Source organism: Glaciecola sp. HTCC2999 (assembly GCF_000155775.1).
Classification (GTDB): Bacteria; Pseudomonadota; Gammaproteobacteria; order Enterobacterales; family Alteromonadaceae; genus Opacimonas.
This window is the reverse complement of sequence record NZ_DS989810.1, coordinates 16,370-40,160: the sequence shown is the minus strand read 5'-3', so window position 1 is coordinate 40,160 and position 23,791 is coordinate 16,370. Positions and strand designations below refer to the sequence as shown.

Annotated in this window: 21 protein-coding genes, 1 tRNA gene and 3 pseudogenes; 8 read left to right on the top strand and 17 right to left on the bottom strand. The window is 38.6% G+C overall.

The window, feature by feature from the left end; genetic code table 11:
* Window positions 1–95 precede the first annotated feature (95 nt).
* From G2999_RS00230 to G2999_RS00200, 6 genes are all read left to right on the top strand, one after another.
* On the top strand, window positions 96–551 hold the full coding sequence (locus tag G2999_RS00230) for an Lrp/AsnC family transcriptional regulator (RefSeq protein WP_010177548.1): 456 nt from the start codon (window positions 96–98) through the stop codon (window positions 549–551).
* A gap of 377 nt (window positions 552–928) precedes the next feature.
* On the top strand, window positions 929–2,185 hold the full coding sequence (locus tag G2999_RS00225; RefSeq protein ID WP_010177546.1) for an integrase arm-type DNA-binding domain-containing protein: 1,257 nt from the start codon (window positions 929–931) through the stop codon (window positions 2,183–2,185).
* Window positions 2,172–2,891, top strand: a complete 720-nt coding sequence (locus tag G2999_RS00220; RefSeq protein ID WP_010177544.1) for a hypothetical protein — start codon at window positions 2,172–2,174, stop codon at window positions 2,889–2,891. Before G2999_RS00225 ends, G2999_RS00220 begins: the two co-directional genes overlap by 14 nt.
* Window positions 2,892–3,075: 184 nt before the next feature.
* Entirely contained in the window at window positions 3,076–3,291 is a 216-nt protein-coding gene (locus tag G2999_RS00215; RefSeq protein ID WP_010177542.1) for an AlpA family transcriptional regulator, read from the top strand.
* A gap of 157 nt (window positions 3,292–3,448) precedes the next feature.
* Complete coding sequence (locus G2999_RS00205; RefSeq protein WP_010177538.1) at window positions 3,449–3,703, top strand: hypothetical protein; 255 nt, start codon at window positions 3,449–3,451, stop codon at window positions 3,701–3,703.
* Window positions 3,704–3,729: 26 nt separating this feature from the next.
* Window positions 3,730–6,501, top strand: coding sequence for a hypothetical protein (locus G2999_RS00200; protein WP_029257288.1), 2,772 nt, complete (start codon window positions 3,730–3,732; stop codon window positions 6,499–6,501).
* A 281-nt stretch (window positions 6,502–6,782) separates the two neighbouring features.
* Here the strand turns inward: G2999_RS00200 and G2999_RS00195 are convergent, their stop codons facing one another.
* Window positions 6,783–7,172, bottom strand: coding sequence for an amidohydrolase family protein (locus G2999_RS00195; RefSeq protein ID WP_010177535.1), 390 nt, complete (start codon window positions 7,170–7,172; stop codon window positions 6,783–6,785).
* 60 nt (window positions 7,173–7,232) lie between these two features.
* Here G2999_RS00195 and G2999_RS00190 point away from each other — a divergent pair, with 60 nt between their 5' ends.
* On the top strand, window positions 7,233–7,772 hold the full coding sequence (locus G2999_RS00190) for a manganese efflux pump MntP family protein (protein ID WP_010177532.1): 540 nt from the start codon (window positions 7,233–7,235) through the stop codon (window positions 7,770–7,772).
* Between the two features lie 25 nt (window positions 7,773–7,797).
* Here G2999_RS00190 and G2999_RS00185 read toward each other — a convergent pair whose 3' ends face one another.
* The 16 genes and pseudogenes from G2999_RS00185 to G2999_RS00105 form a co-directional block, all read right to left on the bottom strand.
* A complete protein-coding gene (locus G2999_RS00185; protein WP_010177531.1) occupies window positions 7,798–8,322 on the bottom strand; it encodes a cytochrome b/b6 domain-containing protein in 525 nt (174 codons plus the stop codon).
* Window positions 8,323–8,324: 2 nt separating this feature from the next.
* A complete protein-coding gene (locus G2999_RS00180) occupies window positions 8,325–8,606 on the bottom strand; it encodes a PepSY domain-containing protein (RefSeq protein WP_010177528.1) in 282 nt (93 codons plus the stop codon).
* Window positions 8,607–8,672: 66 nt separating this feature from the next.
* Window positions 8,673–8,879 carry a DUF2892 domain-containing protein gene (locus tag G2999_RS00175; protein WP_010177526.1) on the bottom strand — a complete coding sequence of 69 codons (207 nt, stop codon included), beginning with the start codon at window positions 8,877–8,879 and terminating at the stop codon, window positions 8,673–8,675.
* Window positions 8,880–9,818: 939 nt separating this feature from the next.
* Window positions 9,819–9,998: pseudogene (locus G2999_RS13640) on the bottom strand (integrase); the annotation flags it as partial.
* A gap of 66 nt (window positions 9,999–10,064) precedes the next feature.
* Window positions 10,065–10,364 carry a hypothetical protein gene (locus G2999_RS13635; RefSeq protein WP_010177524.1) on the bottom strand — a complete coding sequence of 100 codons (300 nt, stop codon included), beginning with the start codon at window positions 10,362–10,364 and terminating at the stop codon, window positions 10,065–10,067.
* Between the two features lie 21 nt (window positions 10,365–10,385).
* Window positions 10,386–11,273 (bottom strand): copper resistance D family protein, encoded by an 888-nt coding sequence (locus tag G2999_RS00165; protein WP_010177522.1) that lies wholly within the window; start codon window positions 11,271–11,273, stop codon window positions 10,386–10,388.
* A gap of 18 nt (window positions 11,274–11,291) precedes the next feature.
* Complete coding sequence (locus G2999_RS00160) at window positions 11,292–11,639, bottom strand: copper resistance CopC family protein (protein WP_010177520.1); 348 nt, start codon at window positions 11,637–11,639, stop codon at window positions 11,292–11,294.
* Window positions 11,640–11,663: 24 nt separating this feature from the next.
* A complete protein-coding gene (locus G2999_RS00155) occupies window positions 11,664–13,496 on the bottom strand; it encodes a 2Fe-2S iron-sulfur cluster-binding protein (protein WP_010177518.1) in 1,833 nt (610 codons plus the stop codon).
* On the bottom strand, window positions 13,496–14,203 hold the full coding sequence (locus G2999_RS00150) for a hypothetical protein (RefSeq protein ID WP_010177516.1): 708 nt from the start codon (window positions 14,201–14,203) through the stop codon (window positions 13,496–13,498). The genes G2999_RS00155 and G2999_RS00150 overlap by 1 nt, the downstream gene beginning before the upstream one ends.
* Entirely contained in the window at window positions 14,196–17,360 is a 3,165-nt protein-coding gene (locus G2999_RS00145) for an efflux RND transporter permease subunit (RefSeq protein WP_010177514.1), read from the bottom strand. The genes G2999_RS00150 and G2999_RS00145 overlap by 8 nt, the downstream gene beginning before the upstream one ends.
* Before the next feature lie 15 nt (window positions 17,361–17,375).
* A complete protein-coding gene (locus tag G2999_RS00140; protein ID WP_010177512.1) occupies window positions 17,376–19,133 on the bottom strand; it encodes an efflux RND transporter periplasmic adaptor subunit in 1,758 nt (585 codons plus the stop codon).
* Window positions 19,133–20,560, bottom strand: coding sequence for a TolC family protein (locus G2999_RS00135; protein WP_010177511.1), 1,428 nt, complete (start codon window positions 20,558–20,560; stop codon window positions 19,133–19,135). Before G2999_RS00135 ends, G2999_RS00140 begins: the two co-directional genes overlap by 1 nt.
* On the bottom strand, window positions 20,560–21,057 hold the full coding sequence (locus G2999_RS00130; protein WP_010177508.1) for a DUF411 domain-containing protein: 498 nt from the start codon (window positions 21,055–21,057) through the stop codon (window positions 20,560–20,562). Before G2999_RS00130 ends, G2999_RS00135 begins: the two co-directional genes overlap by 1 nt.
* A gap of 107 nt (window positions 21,058–21,164) precedes the next feature.
* The gene (locus tag G2999_RS00125) at window positions 21,165–21,545 is read right to left on the bottom strand and encodes a hypothetical protein (protein WP_010177506.1); all 381 of its coding nucleotides are present in this window, start codon (window positions 21,543–21,545) and stop codon (window positions 21,165–21,167) included.
* Window positions 21,546–21,691: 146 nt separating this feature from the next.
* Window positions 21,692–22,763: pseudogene (locus G2999_RS12855) on the bottom strand (IS3 family transposase).
* A 486-nt stretch (window positions 22,764–23,249) separates the two neighbouring features.
* Window positions 23,250–23,341, bottom strand: a tRNA-Ser gene (locus G2999_RS00105).
* Between the two features lie 223 nt (window positions 23,342–23,564).
* Between G2999_RS00105 and G2999_RS11440 the strand changes: the two are divergent.
* Window positions 23,565–23,791, top strand: a pseudogene (locus tag G2999_RS11440) (BAX inhibitor (BI)-1/YccA family protein); the annotation flags it as partial.

Genomic DNA, 23,791 nt, shown 5'->3' with positions numbered 1-23,791 from the left:
GGGCATGCACTAAAAAATTATGAATGGTATTATATTCTTTTATTTGAGCAATTTTGTTGCTTATATTGCATAATTAACTAAATATATAACAACTTATGATTACACTAGACAAGTTTGACAACATAATATTGCACTCACTATCTAACGAAGGGCGGATAAGTAACACTAAGTTAGCAGAAAAAGTAGGTCTTTCGCCATCAGCTTGCCTGAGAAGAGTTAAAGAGTTAGAGAATTCTAAAATAATCAAAGGTTATCGAGCGATTCTCAACCGAGAAGCACTAGAACGAAGCTTCTTAGCTTATGTCACTGTAGGTTTATCAAATCATGGCATAGAGTCCCACAAAGAATTTGAGAGAGCAATTTTAAACGTTTCAGAAGTGACTGAATGCCATAATTTAGCAGGTGCATTTGAGTATTTATTGCGCGTTGAAGTCAAAAATACAAGTGATTATAAAAAATTTCATGCGGGCGTACTTGGTTCATTGCCGCAAGTTAACTCAATTACCACATATTTAGTGCTGGATTCACCCAAGGATGAAAGAGGATATTAGCACCGGTCTAAATGTTAGCATGTGTTTATCTCTGTAAGTGACAGATTATCTACTCAAATTCTACTCATACGAAACAGTAAAATTTACAAGAACCGGTTTTTAGAGACGTAAAACGAAAATCTCTACAAGCCAGTAAACACAGTATCTAGAAACAAAAAAGCCCACTGTAAAAGCGGGCTTTTTCATGAATTTGGCGGAGAGTGAGAACGCCATACATAAGTCTAATACCTATTATTCAATACAAAAATCAATCGCAAACTACTGAAATACAGTATTATATTTCCATATCACTCTAATGCGTATTATACTAACCACTAAATTTGACGGTCTTTATGACGGTCTTTTACGGTTTCTCAACTTCTATAATTGGTGTATACATGGCACTTACCGATACCGCTATTAAAAATGCTAAACCTAAAACTAAAGCTTATAAAATGTCTGATAGCGGTGGTCTATTTTTACTTATCAAACCATCAGGCTATAAAAGCTGGAAATACGACTTCAGAATTAACAGTACGCGTGGCAGCTACACCATTGGTAAATATCCTGATATCAGTTTGAAACAAGCTAGACAAGAACACTTACAAGCCCGTGAATTGGTTGCACAAGGTATAAACCCCAAACAAATAAAGACTCAGCGTAAAGTGAATGATGAACTCCAAACTAAACGCTTTAGCTATTACATGAATCAGTGGCTGAACAAACAAGTACTTGCCGAATCAACGTTTAAGGATCTCAAACAACGTATAGATAAAAACCTTATCCCTTTTTTAGATAAGAAAAACATTAATGAGTACACCACTGCGGACTTACTAAAAATAATGCTTAGCATAAGCGATCGTGGTGCCAAAGAAACAGCAATTAGATTAGCAAATGTCGCAAGACGTGTGTTTAATGAAGTATTGATCCTCGGTATAATAGAAACCAATCCTGCACAAGGGTTAGCCGAGTTATTACCTAAACCGGATAAACGCATTGACAATAACTTTGGACATATAACCTCCACCGAAGAGTTGAAAATACTGCTTAACCAAATTGATGCTCCTTCTGCTCGACAAGACTTTGCTGTAACACAGGCATTAAAATTAATGCCTCTGGTATTTCTTCGCCCGTACAACATTCGTTTTTTAAAATGGGAATACATTAATTTTGACGAAAACATTATTAAACTGCCTGCAACAGAACTTAAAAATAACAAACCCCTTGATGTACCATTAGCAACTCAGGCTGTTACGATATTAAAACAAATGCAGCAAGTCACTGGTCATAAAACTTATGTTTTCGTTACTGCTCAAGGCAAAGATACCCCGCTTAGTGAAAATACAACAACGAATGCATTGAAACGAATAATCAACCCTACTACCAATAAACCTTATGGCACTGGTTATATGACCTCACATGGCTTTAGGCATACAGCTAGCACCATGCTCAATGAGTTAGGATACGAAGCTGATATAATTGAATTACAACTAGCACATACGAACAAAGACCGTATAAGGGCTACCTACAATAAAGCCAAGTGGATGAACAAAAGAATTGCAATGATGCAAGATTGGGCTGATTATCTAGATGGTATAAAGGCAGGCACTAATATAGTGCCTATTAAGAAGGAAATTGTCAGTGGAACCGTATGATTATTTGGAACTAAAATCCAGAAATAGCGTTCTTGAGTTAACACTGAGTCTAAGTGAAGTGTTCGACTACTTAGGTTTAGGAGCCTTAAATTCATATGAAATAAAACTAGTTGAGCGTGTAAATAACGATAATATGCCAATAAGAATTATGGGTGTTGATGAAGAAATTGTTCAGGGACGCCTGATAGCTTCACTAGAATTACATACAGAAAAAAATGTTCTTTTTAGTAAAACAACCACTCACACACGTAATAACATTTACAAAGTCCTAACTGTTATAGATGACACTAAAAATATTATCATCGATGTATCAGCTAATAATATACTCATAACCAATGAACAAATGTATGCCACTAGGGACGAAATTACAGAATATTACAGAAATGACCTCCTGCGAGACAATCCGTCAGAAGATAGAAATAAGCAAATCACCAAAGTTAAATCTAAACGAAAAAAAGAACCTATCCAAGATAAAAGGTTTAGGCTATTTGAAACATTTTGTAAAAAGGTCGCAAAAAAGAAAAACTTACCCGATGATAAACATAAAACTGTTTACGATTCCTACCAACCACCAATGACACGAAAAGATTTTTACGATGTAATTGCTGAGATTGATAAAGGTTCATTTCGTGCCGGTTGCGAAGATTTTTTTCGTGATAAAAGAATCGAATTTAAGATTTCAACGGCGGCAAGAAACAGAAAATAATTCAACATGTGTGGATTTCACTTTCACACATGTCCCTCGTACACCATACCCAGTCTACACTACAGAGATTTACACTAAAATCCACACATCCACATAAGTGACATTCCTATAATCCGCCTGCATAGTTTCCCTGGTCCCGCAGCAAAAGCCGTGGGTTTATTAACTAGAATGAGGATTATTTACTATGTGTTCAACCAAAACACGACGCATTCTTCGCATCAATGATGTGGCAAAAAAAACAGGCTTATCTAAGTCGTATATATACGCATTAGTTCACAATGGGCAGTTTCCCCAAAGTATTAGATTAGTTAAAGGCGGTACAGCCGTTGGATGGCTAGAATCTGATATTGAACAATGGATTGATGGCTGTATCAACGCAACTAAGGAGCTTGCATGTTAAGCGATTCACTAAATGGGCTATGGGATTTATGTGCAAATACACTAAAAAACAAGCCCGCCCCAACTATCGAGAACGGACTCATCATCTTTAGCAATTTGATTATAGACCAAATTCTCGATATCCCAAATATATTTTTATCTACTAAAGGATATTGTTAATGAGTACTAAAACTAAACCCATGTTTGGAAAAATCACTACCTACACTCAAGAAGAACAGGCTAGATCGCTGTGTCTATACCTTTTAGACGTTGATAGCGCATCAGTTTGTGAGCTAGAAATAAAAGGATTTAAAGATCCTGCAGGACTGGTATTTATACTAAGAGGTTGGGGTGTACCTATATTGACTGTTCATCAACCAACTAAAATCATCGATAACCATATTATCTACGCTCATTATCGTTATAAATTATAACTGGAGGATTTATTATGGAGGCTTCCATGCAACATTTAACAGTAACACTTCCACCTTTAACTAGTACTGCGGCTCAATTTACCATATTGACATCCCAGTACCCTAAGGTGTTATCAAAAGAGATACGTTTGGATAATACTGGCTCAATGATAAAAATCCCTTCAGCTAATCTATGCACTGGGACTGCAACCGTTAAATCAGTAACAAGCATTTTTGAGTTTGCAGATATCATCTCTAAACTTAACAGCAATCAAGCTTTAACATACGGTGTACCTACAAATGGTATAACCGATGCGAAAATTGTGACTAAGAACGAATTTGATAAAGGAAGTAACGAACCTAATCTGATTACCCGTTCAAAGCAACATTTCGAATGGCCTGTCTCTGCAGGTATTATGATGTTTGATTATGATCCAGACGATGAAGCTCTTGAGAAAGACGTCGTTCTTAAGTTGCTTTATACAGTCTGCCCTCAAATTAAAAAAGTAGACCATATATGGTGGATATCATCGTCTTCTAATATTGTTAACGAAAAAACAGGTGAGCATTTATCTGCTGTTACAGGGCAGCGCATATATCTCATGGTGAAAGACGCTTCGGATATACCAAGGGCTGCTAAGTTGATTGAAGAACGATTATGGCTTGCAGGGTTTGGCAGTATTAAAGTGTCTGCCTCTGGCTCAATACTCGAACGAGTCCCCTTTGATATGTGTGTTTATCAACCATCTAGAATGGATTTTGCAGCAGGTGCATCATGTATACCTCCTCTCATTCAAGATAGAGGTAAACCTTTAGTTATGAAAGGCTCTGAAAGTTGCTTAGATACAAAACTTTATTTGGTGGACCTTAATTCCAGCGAAATACAAAAACTCAATGAGATGAAGTTAGGTAAGAGAGCCGTAGCTGAACCGATAGTTTTGGAACACCGTTCACAATATGCACAGGACATGATTAAAAAGCTGAAAGTGAACGATAAGTCTATTCAGACTGAGGAATATACCGAAGATATCATTGAAACATTGAATACGGGTGAATTACCCTCATACTGGATAATACATTTGTGGAATGGTCAGGAAATGATAGAACGCACTGTGCATGATATCTTATCAGATAAAACACTTTATCATGGATTACTTTGTTTAGATCCAATCGAGCCAGATTATGACAATCGAAGACTCGTAGGCAAATTATTCCTGAAACAAGACCAGCCTTGTTTGTTTAGTTTTGCAAGGGGACAAAAGACGTATCGACTTTTAGAATATATACATAGCATCAAAATCGAAGGTAATATACATAATGCAGTAAATGACACCTTGCAAATATTAAAAAGCCGTAAAGATGTATTTAGTTTTGGAGGTGTGCTTGTTACGCCAATAGATGGGTCTCTCATATACCTAGATCAACCTCATATGAAGCATTTGCTAAGCGGGTTTATTCACTATTACTCTTTAAGGAAGCCTTGCAATCCAACTAATGAGCTTATTGATGGAGTATCTAGCATCGGAGCAAGTAAGAACATTAACCCAATTACAGGGTTTGTTGATCATCCTGTGGTAGACCGACGACTAAGGTTGCTTCTTGAGCCTGGCTACAATCGTCAAATGAAACTCTTAGCTGAGTTTGACTCCAATGACTTTGCCATAAGTGCTCATAAACTTTCTGAGCAAGAAGTTATGTTCCACTTTAATAGGTTATATGCACCATTTAGTGCATTTGAACTAGCAGAGAATGATGACAAAACAGTTATAGTGGCAGCTATATTTTCTGCTGTTCTTCGCCAAGTTTTACCGACCTGCCCTGCTTTTGGCATTGACGCTCCGATGCAAGGGACAGGCAAAACGATGCTTGCAGAAACCATTGCTATTATTGGAACTGGTAAAAGTGCTTCAGCTATAGCCCCTGGTAGACGTGATAATGATGAAGAATTTAGAAAACGGTTAATGTCATTGTTCTTAAAAGGCGAGAAAGTATGCAACTTTGATAATATTGTTGAGCCTTTTGATTCACCCTCGTTTGCAGCAGCTTTAACAAGTGAGTATTACGAAGATAGGATACTTGGCAAAAGCAAAACGGTCAAAACCATGAATAAAACACTATTTTTGCTCACGGGTAATAACATGCAATTTGTAGGTGATATGAATCGTCGCGTTATAAAAGCTAGGTTGATTTCTAATAGTAATAATCTCATGCAACGTCAATTTGACTTTGACCCACGAGAGCTAGCTTTAGAGACTCGATATGAGATTATAAGTAGTGTGATAACTCTTATTAATCACTGGAAGCATTGTGGTAAACCATCAAACTCTGGAAGAATGACATCATTCACTGAGTGGGATGACCTGATAAGGCAGCCACTGGCCTTTATTGGACAGCAGCACCCTAAAACAGGGTTAGTTGACATCCTAAATGTGACGATAAGGCAACAACAAGAAAATAGTGATAACGATGCGTTATTAGCGTTACTAAAATCACTATCTCACCACTTTGGAACTAATAATAGCTTCAAGGCTACTAAGTTATTATATGATTTGCATGATGATTTACAGCTTGCTGACGCGATTTTTGCTTTCATAGCTAGGGATAGGCTGCAATCCAGTCAACATGTTGGCAACTTACTCAGGCAGTTTTTAGACCGAAATATTGATGGGCTAGTTCTAAGAGGGAAACGGGTGAGTGGCTCTTATACGTATTGGGTTGAATGTACTGACAATAGTCAGCTAACACTTGATAAACATAACCACAAAAGCAATGTTCACATTGATAAACTGCCAATTAAAGTTAAGGAATATCGATTGTGAAGGGTAAGCCCCACAGAATAGTGGGGCTATTGTTGGGCTTTATCTACAAGCCCCACTATTATAAAGTCAGTCATATCAAGCACTACAGAGTTTTTTGAACATATTTAGGGGGCTTGTGGGGCTATTTCAGTATTAGAGTTATCAAAAAAGTTATTTACCTATACTGATAGATGAGCAGTGGTTAGCCCACCAAGCCCCCTACTCTCAATAAAATACAAACCATAACTGTACTCAGGTGTATTTAAATAATCGATGTAACGGACCTTGTTGTATGTACTCATTTAGTTCTTGTAAATTCCAGGCACAATAATGCTTTTATAAAGGTGCGTTTGCATGTGCAATTTATAATTGTGCATAGCAAAGGTACCCATACACACTGTATGCGTGACGTTTAATTCATTGTCTAAACACACAAAATCTGCGTCCAAACCCTCTTTTAAGCGGCCTTTACTTTGTTGCATACCTAAAAATTGAGACGGCGTGGAAGACGCCATATCTAATGCATCTTGTAGCGGATAATCCAGTCGATGAAACCATTTGTATGCTAGATCTGAGCGAAGACCAATCAATACGACGATATAAGCCTCAATATCCCTTTTCTCCTTAAATAATCTGTTCAAACCGTTAGTAATTAATAGTCCTGTTATCCAATAAGCTGTTATTATTGCCATCTATCCATTCGTTTATGTTGGATATTTTTTAATTGAACTTTGTTTTTAGTGAGCGTGCTTATGATTGAGCTTTTTATACTTGCTTTAGCTTTAAGTATGGACGCATTTGCTGTTTCTATCGGTTTAGGAACCAAGTACAGCGGTAGGCTATCAACATTGGGGTTTAGAGCTGGATTATACTTTGGGATATCGCAGGGCTTTATGCCTTTAATCGGATACTTGGCTGGACAAACTGTTTTAGTGTGGGTCGATACATTTGCCCCTTGGATTGCATTTGCCCTACTTTTCTTAATTGGTTCAAAGATGATATATGACGTATTAAGCAAAGGGGTCGAAGAGGATATTATTCGCATAACCCATAAAGTCATGTTAGTCCTAGCAATCGCGACTAGTATTGATGCTATGGCGGCTGGTTTTACATTAGAATTTTTCGATGTAAATCCCTTTGTTGCTTGCCTAACCATCGGTGTCACTACATTTTTCTTAAGTTGGATGGGTGTTATAGTAGGAGCTAAAACGGGAGATTATTTCGAGAGCAAAGCAGAATTACTTGGCGGCATCGTACTGATATTAATAGGTCTGAAAATTCTTATCTTCTAGCAGTAGTGAATATCCTTAAGGATATTCACTTCCGGTTGCGCCAACCAGTTAACATTGGCCTAATCAACGAAACTCTGCCCCACCATGCAACAATAAAAACAGCAGCTACATGCAATAAAACAAGCCCGTACAGTACATCTGAAAATATAGAATGTATATCTTCGACAAGAGAATTGCCAAAAAAGTAATCGATTTCTTCTAGCATGAAGCCTGTAGCTGCTAGCCCGATAAAAAGAGTCCATGTTGCCAAAATCATAATCCAACCTACTGGATTATGACCAGCATTAATAGGCACTTCTCTGTTCTTAAGATGAGTAAAGTGCAAAGCAAAAGCTTTTAAGCTAAGAGATGCGGTTGCAAAACTTCCTTGCTTTTTGCTCATCATCCCCCAAATAATTCTCACCAACACGGCACATAAAGCAACATAGCCTAATATTTGGTGAGGGTCGCTTCCAGCATCAAGAACAAAATAATTTAGAAAAAAGGCTAAAACAAGGTACCAATGTATAATCCTTATAAAACGCCCCCAAACACGAACTTGTTTACTCAACTTTAATGTTTCTCTTCCTTGACAATAGAGCCATCTACGGGGTTAAAGTAAATTTCAATTTTATCGCCCTGCGCATTTTGCCCATATATTTCATAACAATTTCCTTCTGTTACTTTAAACTCTTGTATCTGATATCCATCGGTTAATAGTCCAGCTTGAAACTGATCTTGATTCAGCCAGTCACTCTGCGGTGCGCTAGTGCAAACGGTTGTTTCGTTAGCAACTCCACAACCTCCTAATAAAGCAGCGACAAAAATGCCTCCGACATACATTTTAGATTTCATATCTACTCTCTTTAATTGGATAATTGTTTAAATTGATAATTTACAAAAATAAAATACATACTGTATTTATTCAATATTGTTTGATTTTGTAGGGGTTGCACAAGTCCGTATTCCTAATAAAGAATAAGCGGGGCAAAACTTAAATAGCGCAGTAGCTAATGGTACAATTCCAACCCACGCCCAAACAGGTCCCCCTAGCACTGCCCAAGCAATTAATGCAATACCAGCAAGAGCACGGAGTGCCCTATCTATGTTACCTACATTTGTTTTCATACGATACCCTTAATGTTGGAGTGAATTACACATACTTCACTATTATTGTGTATATAACAGTATATGCCAGAGTAAATTTCGATACAGAATTTTTAGTTTCTAAATTGACGCAAATCAAATTGTTGCTTTGGTGCAGAAACATCAAGCTAGGCCATAACTATGTGCTGTATCTAGCTCTTTAATTCATCTGGCGCAAACAGCTTTTAACACTATATTTATAATTTTAAGCTAAAAAAGCCAATTGTCGGATTTTCATTTAGGTGTTTTAACCTAGAAAAAACGAACATCAGCCCAAGGTTCACAGCTGCACATCGAATAGTTCCAACTTTTGCCGCAGAATTAGCTGAAATACTCTGTCACTTAACTACCGCTTTTGGATGACTTGCGACTGTTCTTAATCGGACAAGAACGGCGCAGAAAGCGGGCTGTCATTTTTTCACAATTTGTACATTTTATGAGTCATTTATTGCAAGAATATAGTAATTCTTTTCCCAAAAAAGCAGGCAGTGATGAAGCAAAAGAATAACCCCCGATTATGGAGGTGTATTTAAATAACCGATGTAACGGACCTTGTTTTATGTACTTATTTAGTTCTTGTAAATTCCAGGCATAATAATGCTTTTATAAAGGTGACTTTGTATGTGCAATTTATAATTGTGCATAGCAAAGGTACCCAGCAAGCGTAGCGCGGTAGCTGTATCGTTCTGTATGGCACTGTAAGACGTTTTTAGGTCGTGTTGGTGTACTTATCACCTAGTTCACTTTATGGCCGAATACGATCAATACGGGGGGTATACAAACTAGTGATGTACGCATTAGCAAGTAATGGTCCTTGACAAAATATGACTAGTTTTCTGTATGACTTATTCTGTTAACGGTAAATTTTTACCTGGAGGGGAGTTTATGGCCCATTACCAATAGATTCAATAATCCTAAAAATTATATATCCATCTGCTGTATTTTAGTGACCAACTTTGCAAGTGCTTCTTTACGCTCATTATAGTAATCATGCTGATTATAAATAGCCTCAACACCCTTTAGCTTATGATTAAGGCATCTTTCAGCTACATGGCTTGAGGTACCTAGTTTTGCTAACAGTGTTCGACATGTTGTAATTAAGAATTGAGCCGAATATATTTCATATTGAATATCAGATTGTCTGAATACTTTGAATGTCTTACTGAGCTATCCCTCGATTTTAACGTCAAAGCCAGTTGTGTTTAAAACCGTTTTTTCGAAGACATTATAATCAATCACTTCCCTACTATAAATCGCATCATGCACTGGAATACCATCATCCACTAACTGCGCTCTAGCCTGTTTTTGATTGCCAGTTTCAAGTGCTTGATGAAATGCCAAAACAACTTTTGCGGCAGGGGTATCTATACCTTTAAACAAACCTTTGCATTTGTTCTTATCACCATGAGCGTTTGCTGCGAAACTAAACGTCATTAATAAAACGAGTAATATATTTATTGTTTTCATTTTCATTCTCTCTTTTAGGTTTTAATTTGCAGGGCCAACAACACTAGTAAGCCCAGCCGTTACAGATAAAATGGCAAAAGCTACTACCATTTCTATCGAGATAGATTTAGATAAAGCCTCTCTGCCTTGACTATTTTTAAGTTGTGGAACGAGTATTAGTTTATGTTTAGCAGCAAGTGCCAAAATAGACACTACAAGGGCCAATTTAAACAACAGTGTTTGTCCGTAACTTGAGCTTATTAATGCATCAAGACTTCCGACCAATTGAATCACGAGCCAGAGGCATGCTACCAACAATAAGCTCAATGCAAAACTTGCTTGTTTGCCAAAGCTTTCCATCAGCAAATGAAGTTCTGCATAACTTAGCTGATGGCAAGCCTGTTTTAGTGGCAATAACGCCCCAAACCACCATGCCATAACGAGCACATGCAAAATAAGCAAGCCTTTTTCAATTGTGCCTAACTCAGAAATATGACCCAGTAACGTGAATGAGTATGCAAGGATTAATAAACTCAACATTAAAGCGCTTTGTTTTAAGTACGAGTTCACAGCGAGTTTGAACCTTAAAGCTAAAGCGATTATTGCGGTAACTAGCCCAAGCGCTCGAAGCAAAGCTCCAGTGCCGACAGAGGAGTCCCACATAATAGCCAATATATCAGCGTCTATCGCCCCCTGAATTCCCTCTTCTGCCATTGCACCAGTACTGGCAAAGAACCAAGTAATATTAACGATCAAAGCCATAACTATATAAGTTCTTGTCCACGTTAAATGCGCTATTACAGCATTACTATGAGATTCATTATGCTCAAAAATTTGTCTGAAAAATGTATAGCCGGCAATACAGGCAAAGCCGACGTAAAATACAATTTTTGACAGTACAATGACTGTATTCCAGATATACATTTCCATATCAATCACACAGCCTTACTAATGAACCATAAAGCCAAAGCTATCTTTCATTTTGTGCCCATCTTTACCTAAGAAAGTAACATCAACCACATAGTTAGCAGGTGCAAGTTTCGGTAGTTTCCACGTAAATTCGGTATTGGTTTCTTTAGTGGGTTTGAACCCAAATTTGATCTTTTTACCTTGCTTATTTTTCAATGTAACTTTGACTACACGAACCTCTTTGCTAAATGCCAACTTTAACTCTTCTGGATTCTTCATTAACATTGCATTATCAGCAGGCACACTTTTTTCAAGATGAACATGCGCGAACACTGCACTACTAAAAACAATGCTGATTACGGTTAAAAGTTTAATTAATGTTTTCATATATACCTCTATTTATTTAATGGATTAACGACTAAATTTATCTTTGAAAATTTGATTACTTGGAATCCCAGCATCTGTAATTATTTTTTCCACTTCACTCATCATTGCTTCTGGGCCGCACAAGTAAAATTCAATCGGAAATAGTGCCATTTTTTGACTCAAATACGGTAGAAGTACTTGCTGTACATAGCCAGAATGCCCTTGCCATTGTTCTGAAGGATTAGAAAGAGTAGGAATATAAGAGAAGTTTTTATGCTTCTCACTCAGTGACTTCAATTCATTATGGTATAGCAAGTCATCTTCAGTTCGCGCACCATAGATAAGAGTCAAACCACTTTTATCTTTATGCTTTTTCAACTGTTCAAAAATAATAGACCTCAGTGGTGCAAGTCCTGAACCCGCACCTATAAACACGCGACTAACTTTTTTATTTGAAGTGGCATAAAAATCAGAAAAAGGGCCTTTTGCAGTTATCGTTTCACCTACTTGGAGTGAACCTAAATAACTTGAACCTATTCCTGCTCTAAAACCATCCTTAGCAGTTTGCCAGCGGATATTAAACGTTAACTCATCTGATTCCTCGTCAAAGTTAACTAATGAGTAGTGACGAGTTACACCGTCATGAGAAAACCTTCCATGAGAGTAACTTTCCCAGTATTTTTCGTAGTTCTCAGGCATATTTTCAGGGCGTAAACTATTCATTCCTGCTGGCACGTCAAATTGCATATATGCACCAGCTTTAAATGCCAATTGTTTGCCTGATTTCACCTTAAATTTCACTTCCTTGATAAAAGGAGTAATGAAATTAGTCGCAACAACAACCAGCTCATGATTTTCAATATTGCGATCAGTATTAACTTCAATCGAACTAATTTCAGAGAACCTATGCTGACATCCAAGCCGATAGCCTTCCTTAAGCTGCTCCTGAGATAAATGTTCCTGTTCAGATAGTGTTATCGGTAATTGAGTTGAACTTAAGAACATGCATTTACCACATGTTCCGCCGCCACCACAACTTGACGATAGGTATACATGTGAACTTGCTAGTTCTTCTAATACAGTTGAGCTGCCAACTGCTGAGATGTCAGTAATAGTATTTTCATTGGAAAACGTCACTGCCACTTTTTGCCTGTTAGTGCCCCAACCTAGCTTCAGTAAACCACTTCGATACTGTTGTATCAGCCAAGTAACACCAGTAATTGAAAGGAATAGCGTTGCAAAAGCAAATGCAATGATCAACCAATGGTTAAATCCTCCAGAATTGCCATAGTCCATAAAGTGAAGCTTCATCATCAGATCTTTCAATCTGAAATCATCATTGGCATGGCGAAGTACTTGACCTGTAATACTATCTAAATAAATAGTTGTATTGTTCTCATCCTCAACGGCAACTTGCCACATAGGATTTTGCTGCCTTACGTGATCAGAAAACGGAGGTTGAGATAACACTGGAGTAGTTAACTTACCCTGTCCTGAGTAAGAGTTTTTTGCCAAAGTTAGTACTTGTTCTTCAGACAGATTAAATAGCTTTCCTGTTACAGCATCAAATAGCAATGAGTCGCGTACTTGGTAGCTATGCTGGCCCTTATCGAACACCAAATGATAGTAAGGCTGATGTAAAACCCATATAAGGTTTACTTCCTGTGGAGCCTCACTAATAATGTCTTTAATAGGGAATAGGTCAAAGCCTGTAATGCTACCTTCATGATGAGAATGAACTCTAAGCTCATTACCACTGGCTTTGCTGTGATCCATCAGGTTGAAGTAAAGGCCAGTTCCCAACCAAATAAGCAGTTGTAAACCAACAAATAAAGAAAGCCATTTGTGTACTGATGTATTTAACTTGAATAGTCGCATCAAATGACTTCCTTTTTATTTGGAGAAAACACTCGATAATAAGTCAATACAGCGCCAGTAATTGCGCTCATTAGACCTAGAGTTGCAACTAAGAACAAAAACCAGTTAGATACGTTTTCTCCATCATCGTAATCCATAATGTGAAAACGCCACATCCAATCAAACAACCGCCAGTAATCATGTCGCTTGGCAACGAGAGCGCCTGTTTGTTTACTTATATAAAATGTTGGTGTGGCAAATTGGTCAAACGTTACTCTCCAAACGGGTAAGTGTCTTGGCGACAACTCAGCAGGCATATCTGTCACTGACTTAATCAGCCTTATGCTGTCAATGTCATGATTCATTACATAGTGATATTGTGCGATTTCTTTAGCTTTGGCTTCATCAACAAGGGGACGAACAGCCCCAGTTTCAGCATCAATTGCTACTTTCCCTTGTTCTCCACTAATAAAAGAGTACAAAGGTCTGCCCATGCTTTGGGTAAGCCTGACTTGGCTAGCTTCAGGATAAGCAACAGCAAGTTCTGCAATAGAATAATCCACACTTGCTAAATCTATTTTGACTTCCTCACTCTTAGTTAATGACTCTCCATGTATATAGTGAATATCCATAGTCACCATATACACGCCAGTAATAGACCAGAACAGAAATTGTATTCCGACAAATGCCATAAGCCATTTGTGATATTTTCTAACTTTGCTAAGCATTATTTTTTAGCTCCGCGTTAGAAAGCCCTTTGTTAAAGGCATTTACTTCAGGCTTTTTAACGATTGAATAAATCGCAGGTAATACAATTAGAGTGAGCAGTACAGCACTTGTCATGCCTCCTACCATTGGTGCAGCAATACGACTCATTACTTCAGAGCCTGTACCTGTACCATATAAAATAGGCATTAAGCCGATAATGATTGTGGCTACCGTCATCATTACTGGACGAACACGCAAACCAGCACCGTGTAAGAGTGCATCTTGGTATAGATCATCTGAGATAGGTTCTGCTCGCTCTTCAGCTTTTTCCTTAAGCTCAGCAAGCGCCTGATTGAGATAGACCAGCATTATCACGCCTATCTCAACCGCTACACCAGCCAGCGCAATAAAGCCCACACCAACGGCAACGGAGAAGTTAAATCCTTCCAGATACATTAACCATAAGCCACCAATCATTGCCATTGGCAAAGTCACAATAATGATAGCCACTTCACTAAATGCTCTGAAGTTTAAGTAAAGCAAAATAACAATAATGGCGAGTGTCAATGGCAGTACATAGGTGAGCTTTTCTTTCGCTCTTTCCATATATTCGTATTGCCCAGCCCAAGTAATTGAATAACCTGCTGGTAGTTTTAGATTATTAGCCAAGTGTATTTTTGCACTTTCAACATAAGTACCTACGTCAACACCGTCTATATCGATAAACGTCCAGCCATTTAAACGAGCATTTTCACTCTTAATCCCCGGCGGACCGTTCTCAACTCGAATATCTGCGACATCCCCTAACGCAATACGCTGTCCATTAGGTGTTACGACAGGTAATCGTGATAGCTGCTCAGGAGAGTCTCGATAGTCTTGCGGATAGCGTAAGTTAACAGGGTAACGCTCTTGACCTTCTACTGTTTGCGTCACATTCATGCCGCCAATAGCAGTAGAAACCACTTGTTGGACATCTTCGATATTTAACCCAAAGCGACTTGCCTTATCTCGTGAAATATCAACCTTAATATATCGTCCACCTGCAACGCGCTCAGAATAAACTGACGCTGTGCCTGCAACTTCGGGTAAAACTTGCTCTATTTGTTGGCCGATTTCCTGAATTACATCAAGCTCTGGTCCGGCAACTTTAATGCCTACAGGTGTTTTTATACCTGTAGCTAACATGTCGATTCGAGTCTTGATTGGCATAACCCAAGCATTGGTTAAGCCCGGAAACTTAACCAACTTATCAAACTCAGCTTTTAACGATTCTGTTGTAACTCCCTCACGCCACTCTTCTTGAGGCTTCAACTGAATAAATGTTTCAATCATGGTTAAAGGTGCAGGATCGGTTGCAGTTTCAGCTCTTCCTACTTTACCAAACACTGTTTCAACTTCTGGCACAGTGCGAATAAGCTTGTCTGTTTGCTGCAATAACTCCCTTGCTTTACCAATTGAAATACCGGGGTAGGTAGTAGGCATATACATGAGATCGCCTTCATCCAATGGCGGAATGAATTCACTACCAATTTTATCTACAGGCCAAAAACCAATGATAGTCACTAATACTGCTGCTACTATTGTCGATTTTGGAAACTTCATAACTTGTTTTAAAACAGGCAAGTAGATAGCAATCAATAATCGGTTTATCGGGTTTTTCTTTTCAGAAACAACTTTGCCTCGAATAAAGTAGCCCATCAATACAGGCACCAATGTGATCGCCAAGCCTGCTGATGCCGCCATTGCATAGGTTTTTGTATAAGCGAGCGGAGAGAACATTCTTCCTTCTTGCGCTTCCAAGATAAATACAGGTAAGAATGAGACTGTAATAATCAGTAAGCTAAAAAATAATGCAGGGCCTACTTCACTCGCAGCCTTGGCTACGATTTGCCAGCGGTTTTCATCTGTAAGTGGTGTTTTCTCCATATGCTTATGCATATTTTCAATCATCACTATTGCACCATCAGTCATCGCACCAATCGCAATCGCAATACCGCCTAAAGACATAATATTGGCATTGATGCCTTGCATATACATGATGATGAACGACACCAAAATGCCTAGTGGTAGAGTAACAACTGCCACAATTGATGAGCGAAGATGAAATAGGAAAGCAACACAAACAATAGCAACGACTGCAAGCTCCTCAAGCAACTTGCTCCAAAGATTATCAACAGCACGAACTATTAACTTCGATCTGTCATAAACAGGGACAATCTCCACCCCCTCTGGTAGAGAAGATTTAAGCGATTCAAGTTTTTCTTTTAACCCGTTTATGGTTTGTTGAGCGTTTTCACCAAAGCGCATAACGACAACACCACCAACAACTTCTCCTTCACCATTTAGCTCTGCGATACCACGGCGCATTTGAGGCCCTAAATTAACGGTAGCAACATCACCAATACGCAATGGCGTGCCTTGTTCGTTAATACCAAGTGGAATTTTCTCAATGTCTCCAACTGATTGAATATACCCCGTAGCAGTAACCATATACTCAGCTTCCGCCATTTCCACAACAGATGCGCCCGTTTCTTTATTGCCTCGTTTAAGTGCCATTTGGATATGACTTAACGGCACGTTATAAGCTCTGAGCTTGTCGGGATCAACTTGCACTTGATATTGCTTAACCATACCGCCAACGGCGGAAACCTCAGACACGCCCGGTACAGTTTGCAATTCATACTTTAAAAACCAATCTTGAATACTTCTTAATTGGCTTAGATCATGGTTTCCAGATTTATCTGTTAAAGCGTAGATGTATACCCAACCCACACCTGTTGCATCAGGCCCTAATTGCGGCTTAGCTGAATCAGGCAAGCTCGATGCTACTTGGCTTAAGTATTCTAGAACCCGGCTTCTTGCCCAATACAAATCAGTATCGTCATCAAAAATGATATAAACATAAGAGTCACCAAAAAATGAGTAGCCACGAACAGTTTGCGCTCCCGGTACTGACAACATCGCTGTAGTAAGGGGAAACGTCACTTGATCTTGTACTACTTGTGGTGCCTGTCCCGGATAGCTCGTCTTAATTATCACCTGCACATCAGAAAGGTCTGGGAGTGCATCCACTGGCGTTTTTTTTAATGAATACAAACCACCAAACGCAATAATTAAGGTAACCAGCAATACAAAGAAACGATTGCCAATTGACCATCTAATAATTGATTCAATCATTATTTTTCTCCCAACTTAATGATTCGAGTGATCAACGACCGGCTTATTTTCCTCGCCGTGTTGTTCATCTGATTCAAGAGAAATGTCAGTGATAACTAAGTCATCTCTTACCTCAAAGGTGAAAATGACGTTATCACCAACAGTGAAATCAACTATTTCTATATTGTCCGCGACGATAAAATCCATCGTCGCAGCAGGTCTATCCCATTTATCTATTGGACCTCGGCTAATATTTAGAACACGCGTATCAACATTAATAGAATTTATTAGACCTGATACTGTTGCAAAAGATACTTCTTCACTCATATCACCAGACTCACTCATAATATGAATTCCAGTAATTTCATATCCACCGCCTTCGGTTTTGCTCACTTCAAAGTGCAGAGATTGACCTGACTTTAATGAGTCAATATCGACTTTTTCAGCCACAGTAAAATCCATAACCATTTCAGGCCAATCCCAAGCTTCAGCAGGGCCATGTGAAATATTAACCATGCGGTGCCCTGCCATAACACTATTAACATCCCCTTGCATCCAAACAGAGTTAGGCACTTCATCATGAGTCATTCGTTTAAAGTCAGAGCTTTTACTTGATTCAGAATCAATCAAAAATTGGGCAGATGTCACCACAACGTCATCTTCATTTAAGCCGTCTAATATTTCGATGTTGTCGATATCAACCCGGCCAATAGTCACTTCAATAGATTTAAATTGCCCATCACCTAACGCAAGTACTACTCTGTCCTGTTTACCTGTTCTAATAACGGCTTCTTTAGGCACGAGGATGGTGCTATCAGCTTGATTAGCGTGAATAGAGACTTGTGCAAACATATTTGGTTTTAATTGATAGTCTGTGTTATCAAATTTCAATCTCACTCGGAGTGTGCGTGTTTTACTGTTCAATGTTGGATAAACATAATCAACGACACCAGCCCAGTCCTCACCGGGTAAATAATCCAGTGTCATTGATACAGGAAGTCCTTTTTTAATTAAGGCTGCGTCACGTTCAAACACTTCTGCTTCAACCCAAACTTGATCTAGCTGGCCAATGCTTAATAAGGTGTTTCCCGGCTTTACATAAAAACCTTCTCTAACCTTCAAACCATCGACAAAACCTGCTTGTGGTGAATAAAAGGTAATTGTTTGCTGAACCTTTCTTGTCTTTTCTAACTTTTGAATGAAATCTGAAGAAAGCTGTAAAGCTTTAAGGCGATCTTTGGCTGCTGAAATTAAGGAACTATTATCGCGGTTTAACGCTATTAACAGTTCTTCTTGCGCGTTAACTAACTGAGGAGAATATAGTCTATAAAGAGGCTGCCCTTTCTCTACAGGGTTACCTGCTGCTTTGATGTAAAGTTTTTCAATCCAGCCATCAACCCGTGGGTGGATATGAATTAGCTTATCTTCATCATATTGAACGTAACCTACCGTTGAGATTTCAGTATGCATATTTTTCAGTTCAACAGGTGCAGTGCGAACCCCAAGGTTATTCACTACATGAGGCGCAATTTTTACTGCTCCGGGGCCAAAGTCATCACCAGATGATCCTTCCTCATACACAGGAATTAAATCCATCCCCATAGGCGACTTACCGGGCTTGTCCCGGCGGTAATTAGAATCCATCGGTGCAACCCAATACAGCGGTTGTTTCTCTGCTGATGTAGCTTCAACAGTATCACTGTTTGAGCCTGCACCTTGATATAAGCTCAATGCTCCTGCACCTAGTGCTGCCCCAATAATGACGGCAATAATTGTTTTCGTATTCGTTGACATTATTTTTCTCCAAATTGCTTATTGGATAAGTGCTGATTAGCTTTGTGCGAAGTGTGCAATGGCTTATGTTCAGCATTTGATTTAGATTGAGAATGCGCAAAGAAATAGTTGATGCGAGTAACTGTTTTAAGTGCATCAACATCAATTCTTAAAGCTGATATTCTGGTATTTAATTCGGCAATTCTTGCTCGAACAACTTCGGCAAAATCGCCATCATCATTGGTGTAAGCCGTCAAAGACGCTTCCGTTTGGTCATGAGTTTGTTTAAGGAGTTGTTCTTGATAGATAGATTGTCTATCAGATAAACGCTTAAGCTGTCTAAGCTCCTTTTCCACCGCACTGATCATTTGCTTTGTCAGCAATAGTTTCTCGGTTTTAACAGCCTCTGAATCTGCAATAGAAGCTGCAACTTGCTTATCTTGTCTGTTCTCGGTAAACAACGGTAAATCAAACGTTACCCCAACAGAAAATAAATCAGCTCGGCTATCACCAGAAGCCATATTGTCACGATAGGCATAGCTCGCATTAACAACCCATTGCGGCTCATATTGCTGTTTAGCTAATTCAACACCTTTTTCTGAAGATTTGCGTTTTACATCAATTGCAAGTATGGCTGGATGATTAGCAAGAGCTTGAGCCAATAGATTTCTTGAGTAATTAGATGCTTTTAGGACTGTTGGATTATTCAATTGAATCGAAGGCAATTCTTTTGAGACGCTAAACTCTAGTGGTTGCGAGTCAAAGTTGAATGATTCATTCAATCGGTCAGCATCGTAAATATGAAGCCACTCATTAAGGCGAGCGATTGTCGTTTCTAGTTTCTGCTTTTGCGAAGTTAATCTGTTATCTAACTGCACTATTTCCAATTGAGCACGAATAACATCTTGCTGTCTAGTTTTACCAACAACGTTTGAATAGCTAGCTTTAGCCACTTCCGCCATCTGCTCAAAGAGGGACCAATCATCTTCAATCAATTTAATAGTTTTCTGGGCTAAGTAAGCATCTAACCAAAGTTGTGACACTTGGCTTTTCAACTTAGCTTTACGATCCTCTCGTAGCAGTGGAAATTTCGTGGACTCAATTTGTAACTGGTCTTGCTTGATCTCTAGACTGTCGCCTCTCGGAAACATTTGATAGACGCCAACCTTTAGCTGAGTCATTCCTTCCTGATCTAAGTCCCAAGTATCTGTTGGTAAATTCATTATCCCTAGTGATACTTTGGGGTCAGGTAAAGTACCTGAAGCAATACTTCTATTTTCAACTGCACTTTGTTTCAATCGGCTACCATGAAGCCAAGGATCATTTTGCTGAGCTAAGGTGATAGCTTGTTCAAGCGACACTACTTTCTCAGCTTGAGCTGAGAATACAGACAAGCTGAGTATTAGTGCAGTTGAAAGTGAAGTAAGGTTTGAAGCGTTCAATTTCATTAGAATTGCTCCTCGTATGTCTTAACTTTTGCATAGACTTTACTCGTTTCATCTTTAAATAGAATTAACACGTTGTATGGCATAAAGCGGTCACCGACTTCCATACCGGGAGAGCCAACTGGCATTGCTGGAACTGAAAGCCCAATGGCATTTGGATGTTCTTCTGTCAAGAACTGCTGAATAAATTTAGCGGGAACATGTCCTTCAAAGGCAAAGCCATTTCGACTAACCGCTGTGTGACATGAACGGTAATTAGGTTTGATCCCATACTTAGTTTTGATATTGCTGATGTTTCGGAAATCTTTGGAATGTGCAACGATCCCTTTGTCTTCAATATGAGTTATCCATTTTTTACAACACCCACAAGTAGGGGTTTTATAAACGATTAACTCCAAAGGTGTTACATCGTTATTGTGTACATGTTTATGTTCACCTGCGTTTGCAAACGCAGGTAAAAGCAACATTACAACTGCTATTTTTAAATACTTATTGATCATTTTTGCCCCCAGACATTGCTGGAAAATATCTATAGCGCTATGACGCTATATTGACTAACAGAAAAATTAATTACATGTGTGCGAAATTTGGACGCACTAATCCTGTATTAGGCAAAAATTGGTGGACGATAAAGGGAAGTCGAAATTGAGTGAGGTTGATTAAATTGTAGAACAGCTACAGATTCGCTCAAAAATTGAATATCTGTCGAGTTAACACTGGAATTTAGGACTATAGTAGATGAACAAGCATTTGCAGGACAAACACATTCAACATCACAACAATCTTCTGATTGACCATTACTGCTTTTATTCATATCCCCATGATTCATTCCTTCATGATGACTCATTTTGGAATGATCCATGTTCATGTGTGATTCGTGAGAACCTGATAACATTTCACAAGACATAGCAGAATACGCAAATGCTTGCCCCACAAAGGCAACCAGCATAAGCGTCATTACTAAGACTTTTGAAAATGCTTTAGACATAAGATTCTCTTACAAAAATACTTTATTAATACTAATGCAAATTTTTGACTAAGTAAATATTTATGAATATTTGATTATCGTCAAATTTTTCAACGGTATGACCTTCTCCCTTAATTAAGACCACTTCTTCGATGAGAAATTATTAATTAAGCTGCTTGCTCCACGAACTCTTTTGGCGATAAATAATTGAGTGAACTATGTGGGCGAACATGGTTGTAATGCACTCGCCATTGTTAAATTTCATATTTTGCGTGTTCTAATGTCCTAAACCAATGTTGATTCAAACACTCGTTTCTAAATTTGCCATTTAGGCTTTCAACAAACACATTTTGAGTAGGTTTTCCAGGCTGAATAAATGCCAGTTTAACTTTACTATCTCTTGACCAATTGAACATCGCTTTACTGGTAAATTCGGTCCCATTGTCACAAACAATAGATTTAGGACGTTTTCTTGTTTCCATTAGTTGGTCTAAAAAGCGAGAAACCATGTTGCCGTTTATGGATACCGATACTAGCTGACCAATTAGCTCTCGTGAAAAGTCATCAACGACATTTAAGACCCTAAAACGTCGCCCATTGGCAAGTTGGTCTGCGACAAAATCCATCGACCAACGCTGTTTTACTTCGTTTGGGACTTCCATTGGAAGCCGTGGTCTTATCAGCTTTTTACGCTTTTTGGTGCGTACCTATAATGCTTCTTCGGTATAAATCCGATAAGTGCGTTTACTGTTGACGACTAATCCATCTTTCTTTAAGCTCATGCAGCATCAAATAGCCATAGCAAGAGTATGCGTGCATATGCTTTCAATTTATTTCTTAAGGGCTGTCTTGCATGGGAGTTTGGGTTGATGCCTAAATGCCGTCCTACTAACCTGTGCTAGCTACAAGCGCGTCGTTCACTCAATTTATGCTGCTGTATTAAGTACACAGCGATACGCTTTCTACCTGCAGGCTTTACCACTTTTTTGAAACAACATCCTTCATCGCTTAAACTTCGAGTAATTTCTCCGCAAGTAGCTTTTTGAGCCTACTATTTTCAGACTCAAGCTCTTTGAGTCGCTTGGCTTCATTAACTTCTAATCCAGCGAACTTACTGCGCCAATTATAAAAAGTGCCTGTTGATATACCCATGTCACGACATATATCCTCAACCTTCACACCAGCTTCATGCTGTTTGATTACTTTTATGATCTGTTCTTCGGTATAACGCTTCTTCATGATTCGATCTCCATTGCATATATTTTATTGGAAATCTCATCAAAGTCATGGTTTTATTTTTGGGGAGAAGGTCAAGCATCATTGCATTAGTTGATGATAATCTACATATAATTTTGCTAAATAAAGTCCTAAACCTAAATACGACTCTTTATAGTCAGACGCTTCCCCTTTATCAATACCAACGAGTTAGACAATTCATATTGTATGTGCTCGGCGTTGTAGCTAAATCTAAAGTTAAGTTATTCGAAACGGGCCAATTCACCTATAGATATATGAAGTTAATTCTATACAGTACCGGCTTGGCCTTTTTACATGATGAGAAGTAGCTCTGAGCCACCAAGAGGTATACCAATACACTGTCACAATCGAAAACCCAAAAGTATTAAAACTCTGTTTAAAGTGAAGACAAATGACGGCTTTACTGACGGCTTTATATATAACAGACATAAAAAAGCCCCTGTATAACAGAGGCTTATCTAAATAATATGGCGGAGAGTGAGGGATTCGAACCCCCGGAAGGTTTGACCCTTCGTCTGATTTCAAGTCAGGTGCATTCAACCGGACTCTGCCAACTCTCCTTAAGAGACGCGCATATTAATGACCTTCAGACGCTTTGTAAACCCCTATCTGCAAATAAATTACATTTTTTTGTTCGGTTGCTTATTTTTTCCACATTATAGATATATTTATATACTATATAGGCGCAGAAACTTGAAAATTGAACTTTCGCCTATAACAATAGCCATATACAATAGAACAAAGTTTTTTAATTTTTGTAAGACAAATCCTGTGGAGGGAACAATGAACAGAGATACCGTTTACGCTCAGTCGTCTCAAGCATCGGTACTTGAAACCAACAAGGTATTACGTAATACCTATATGTTGTTATCAATGACACTTTTATTCAGTGCATTATGTGCTGGTGTTGCTATGGCAGTGGGTATTAGCCCAATGATGTCATTAGGTATGACAATAGCAGCATTTATTACGTTATTTGTCGTGCATAAAAAAGCTGACTCATCTCAGGC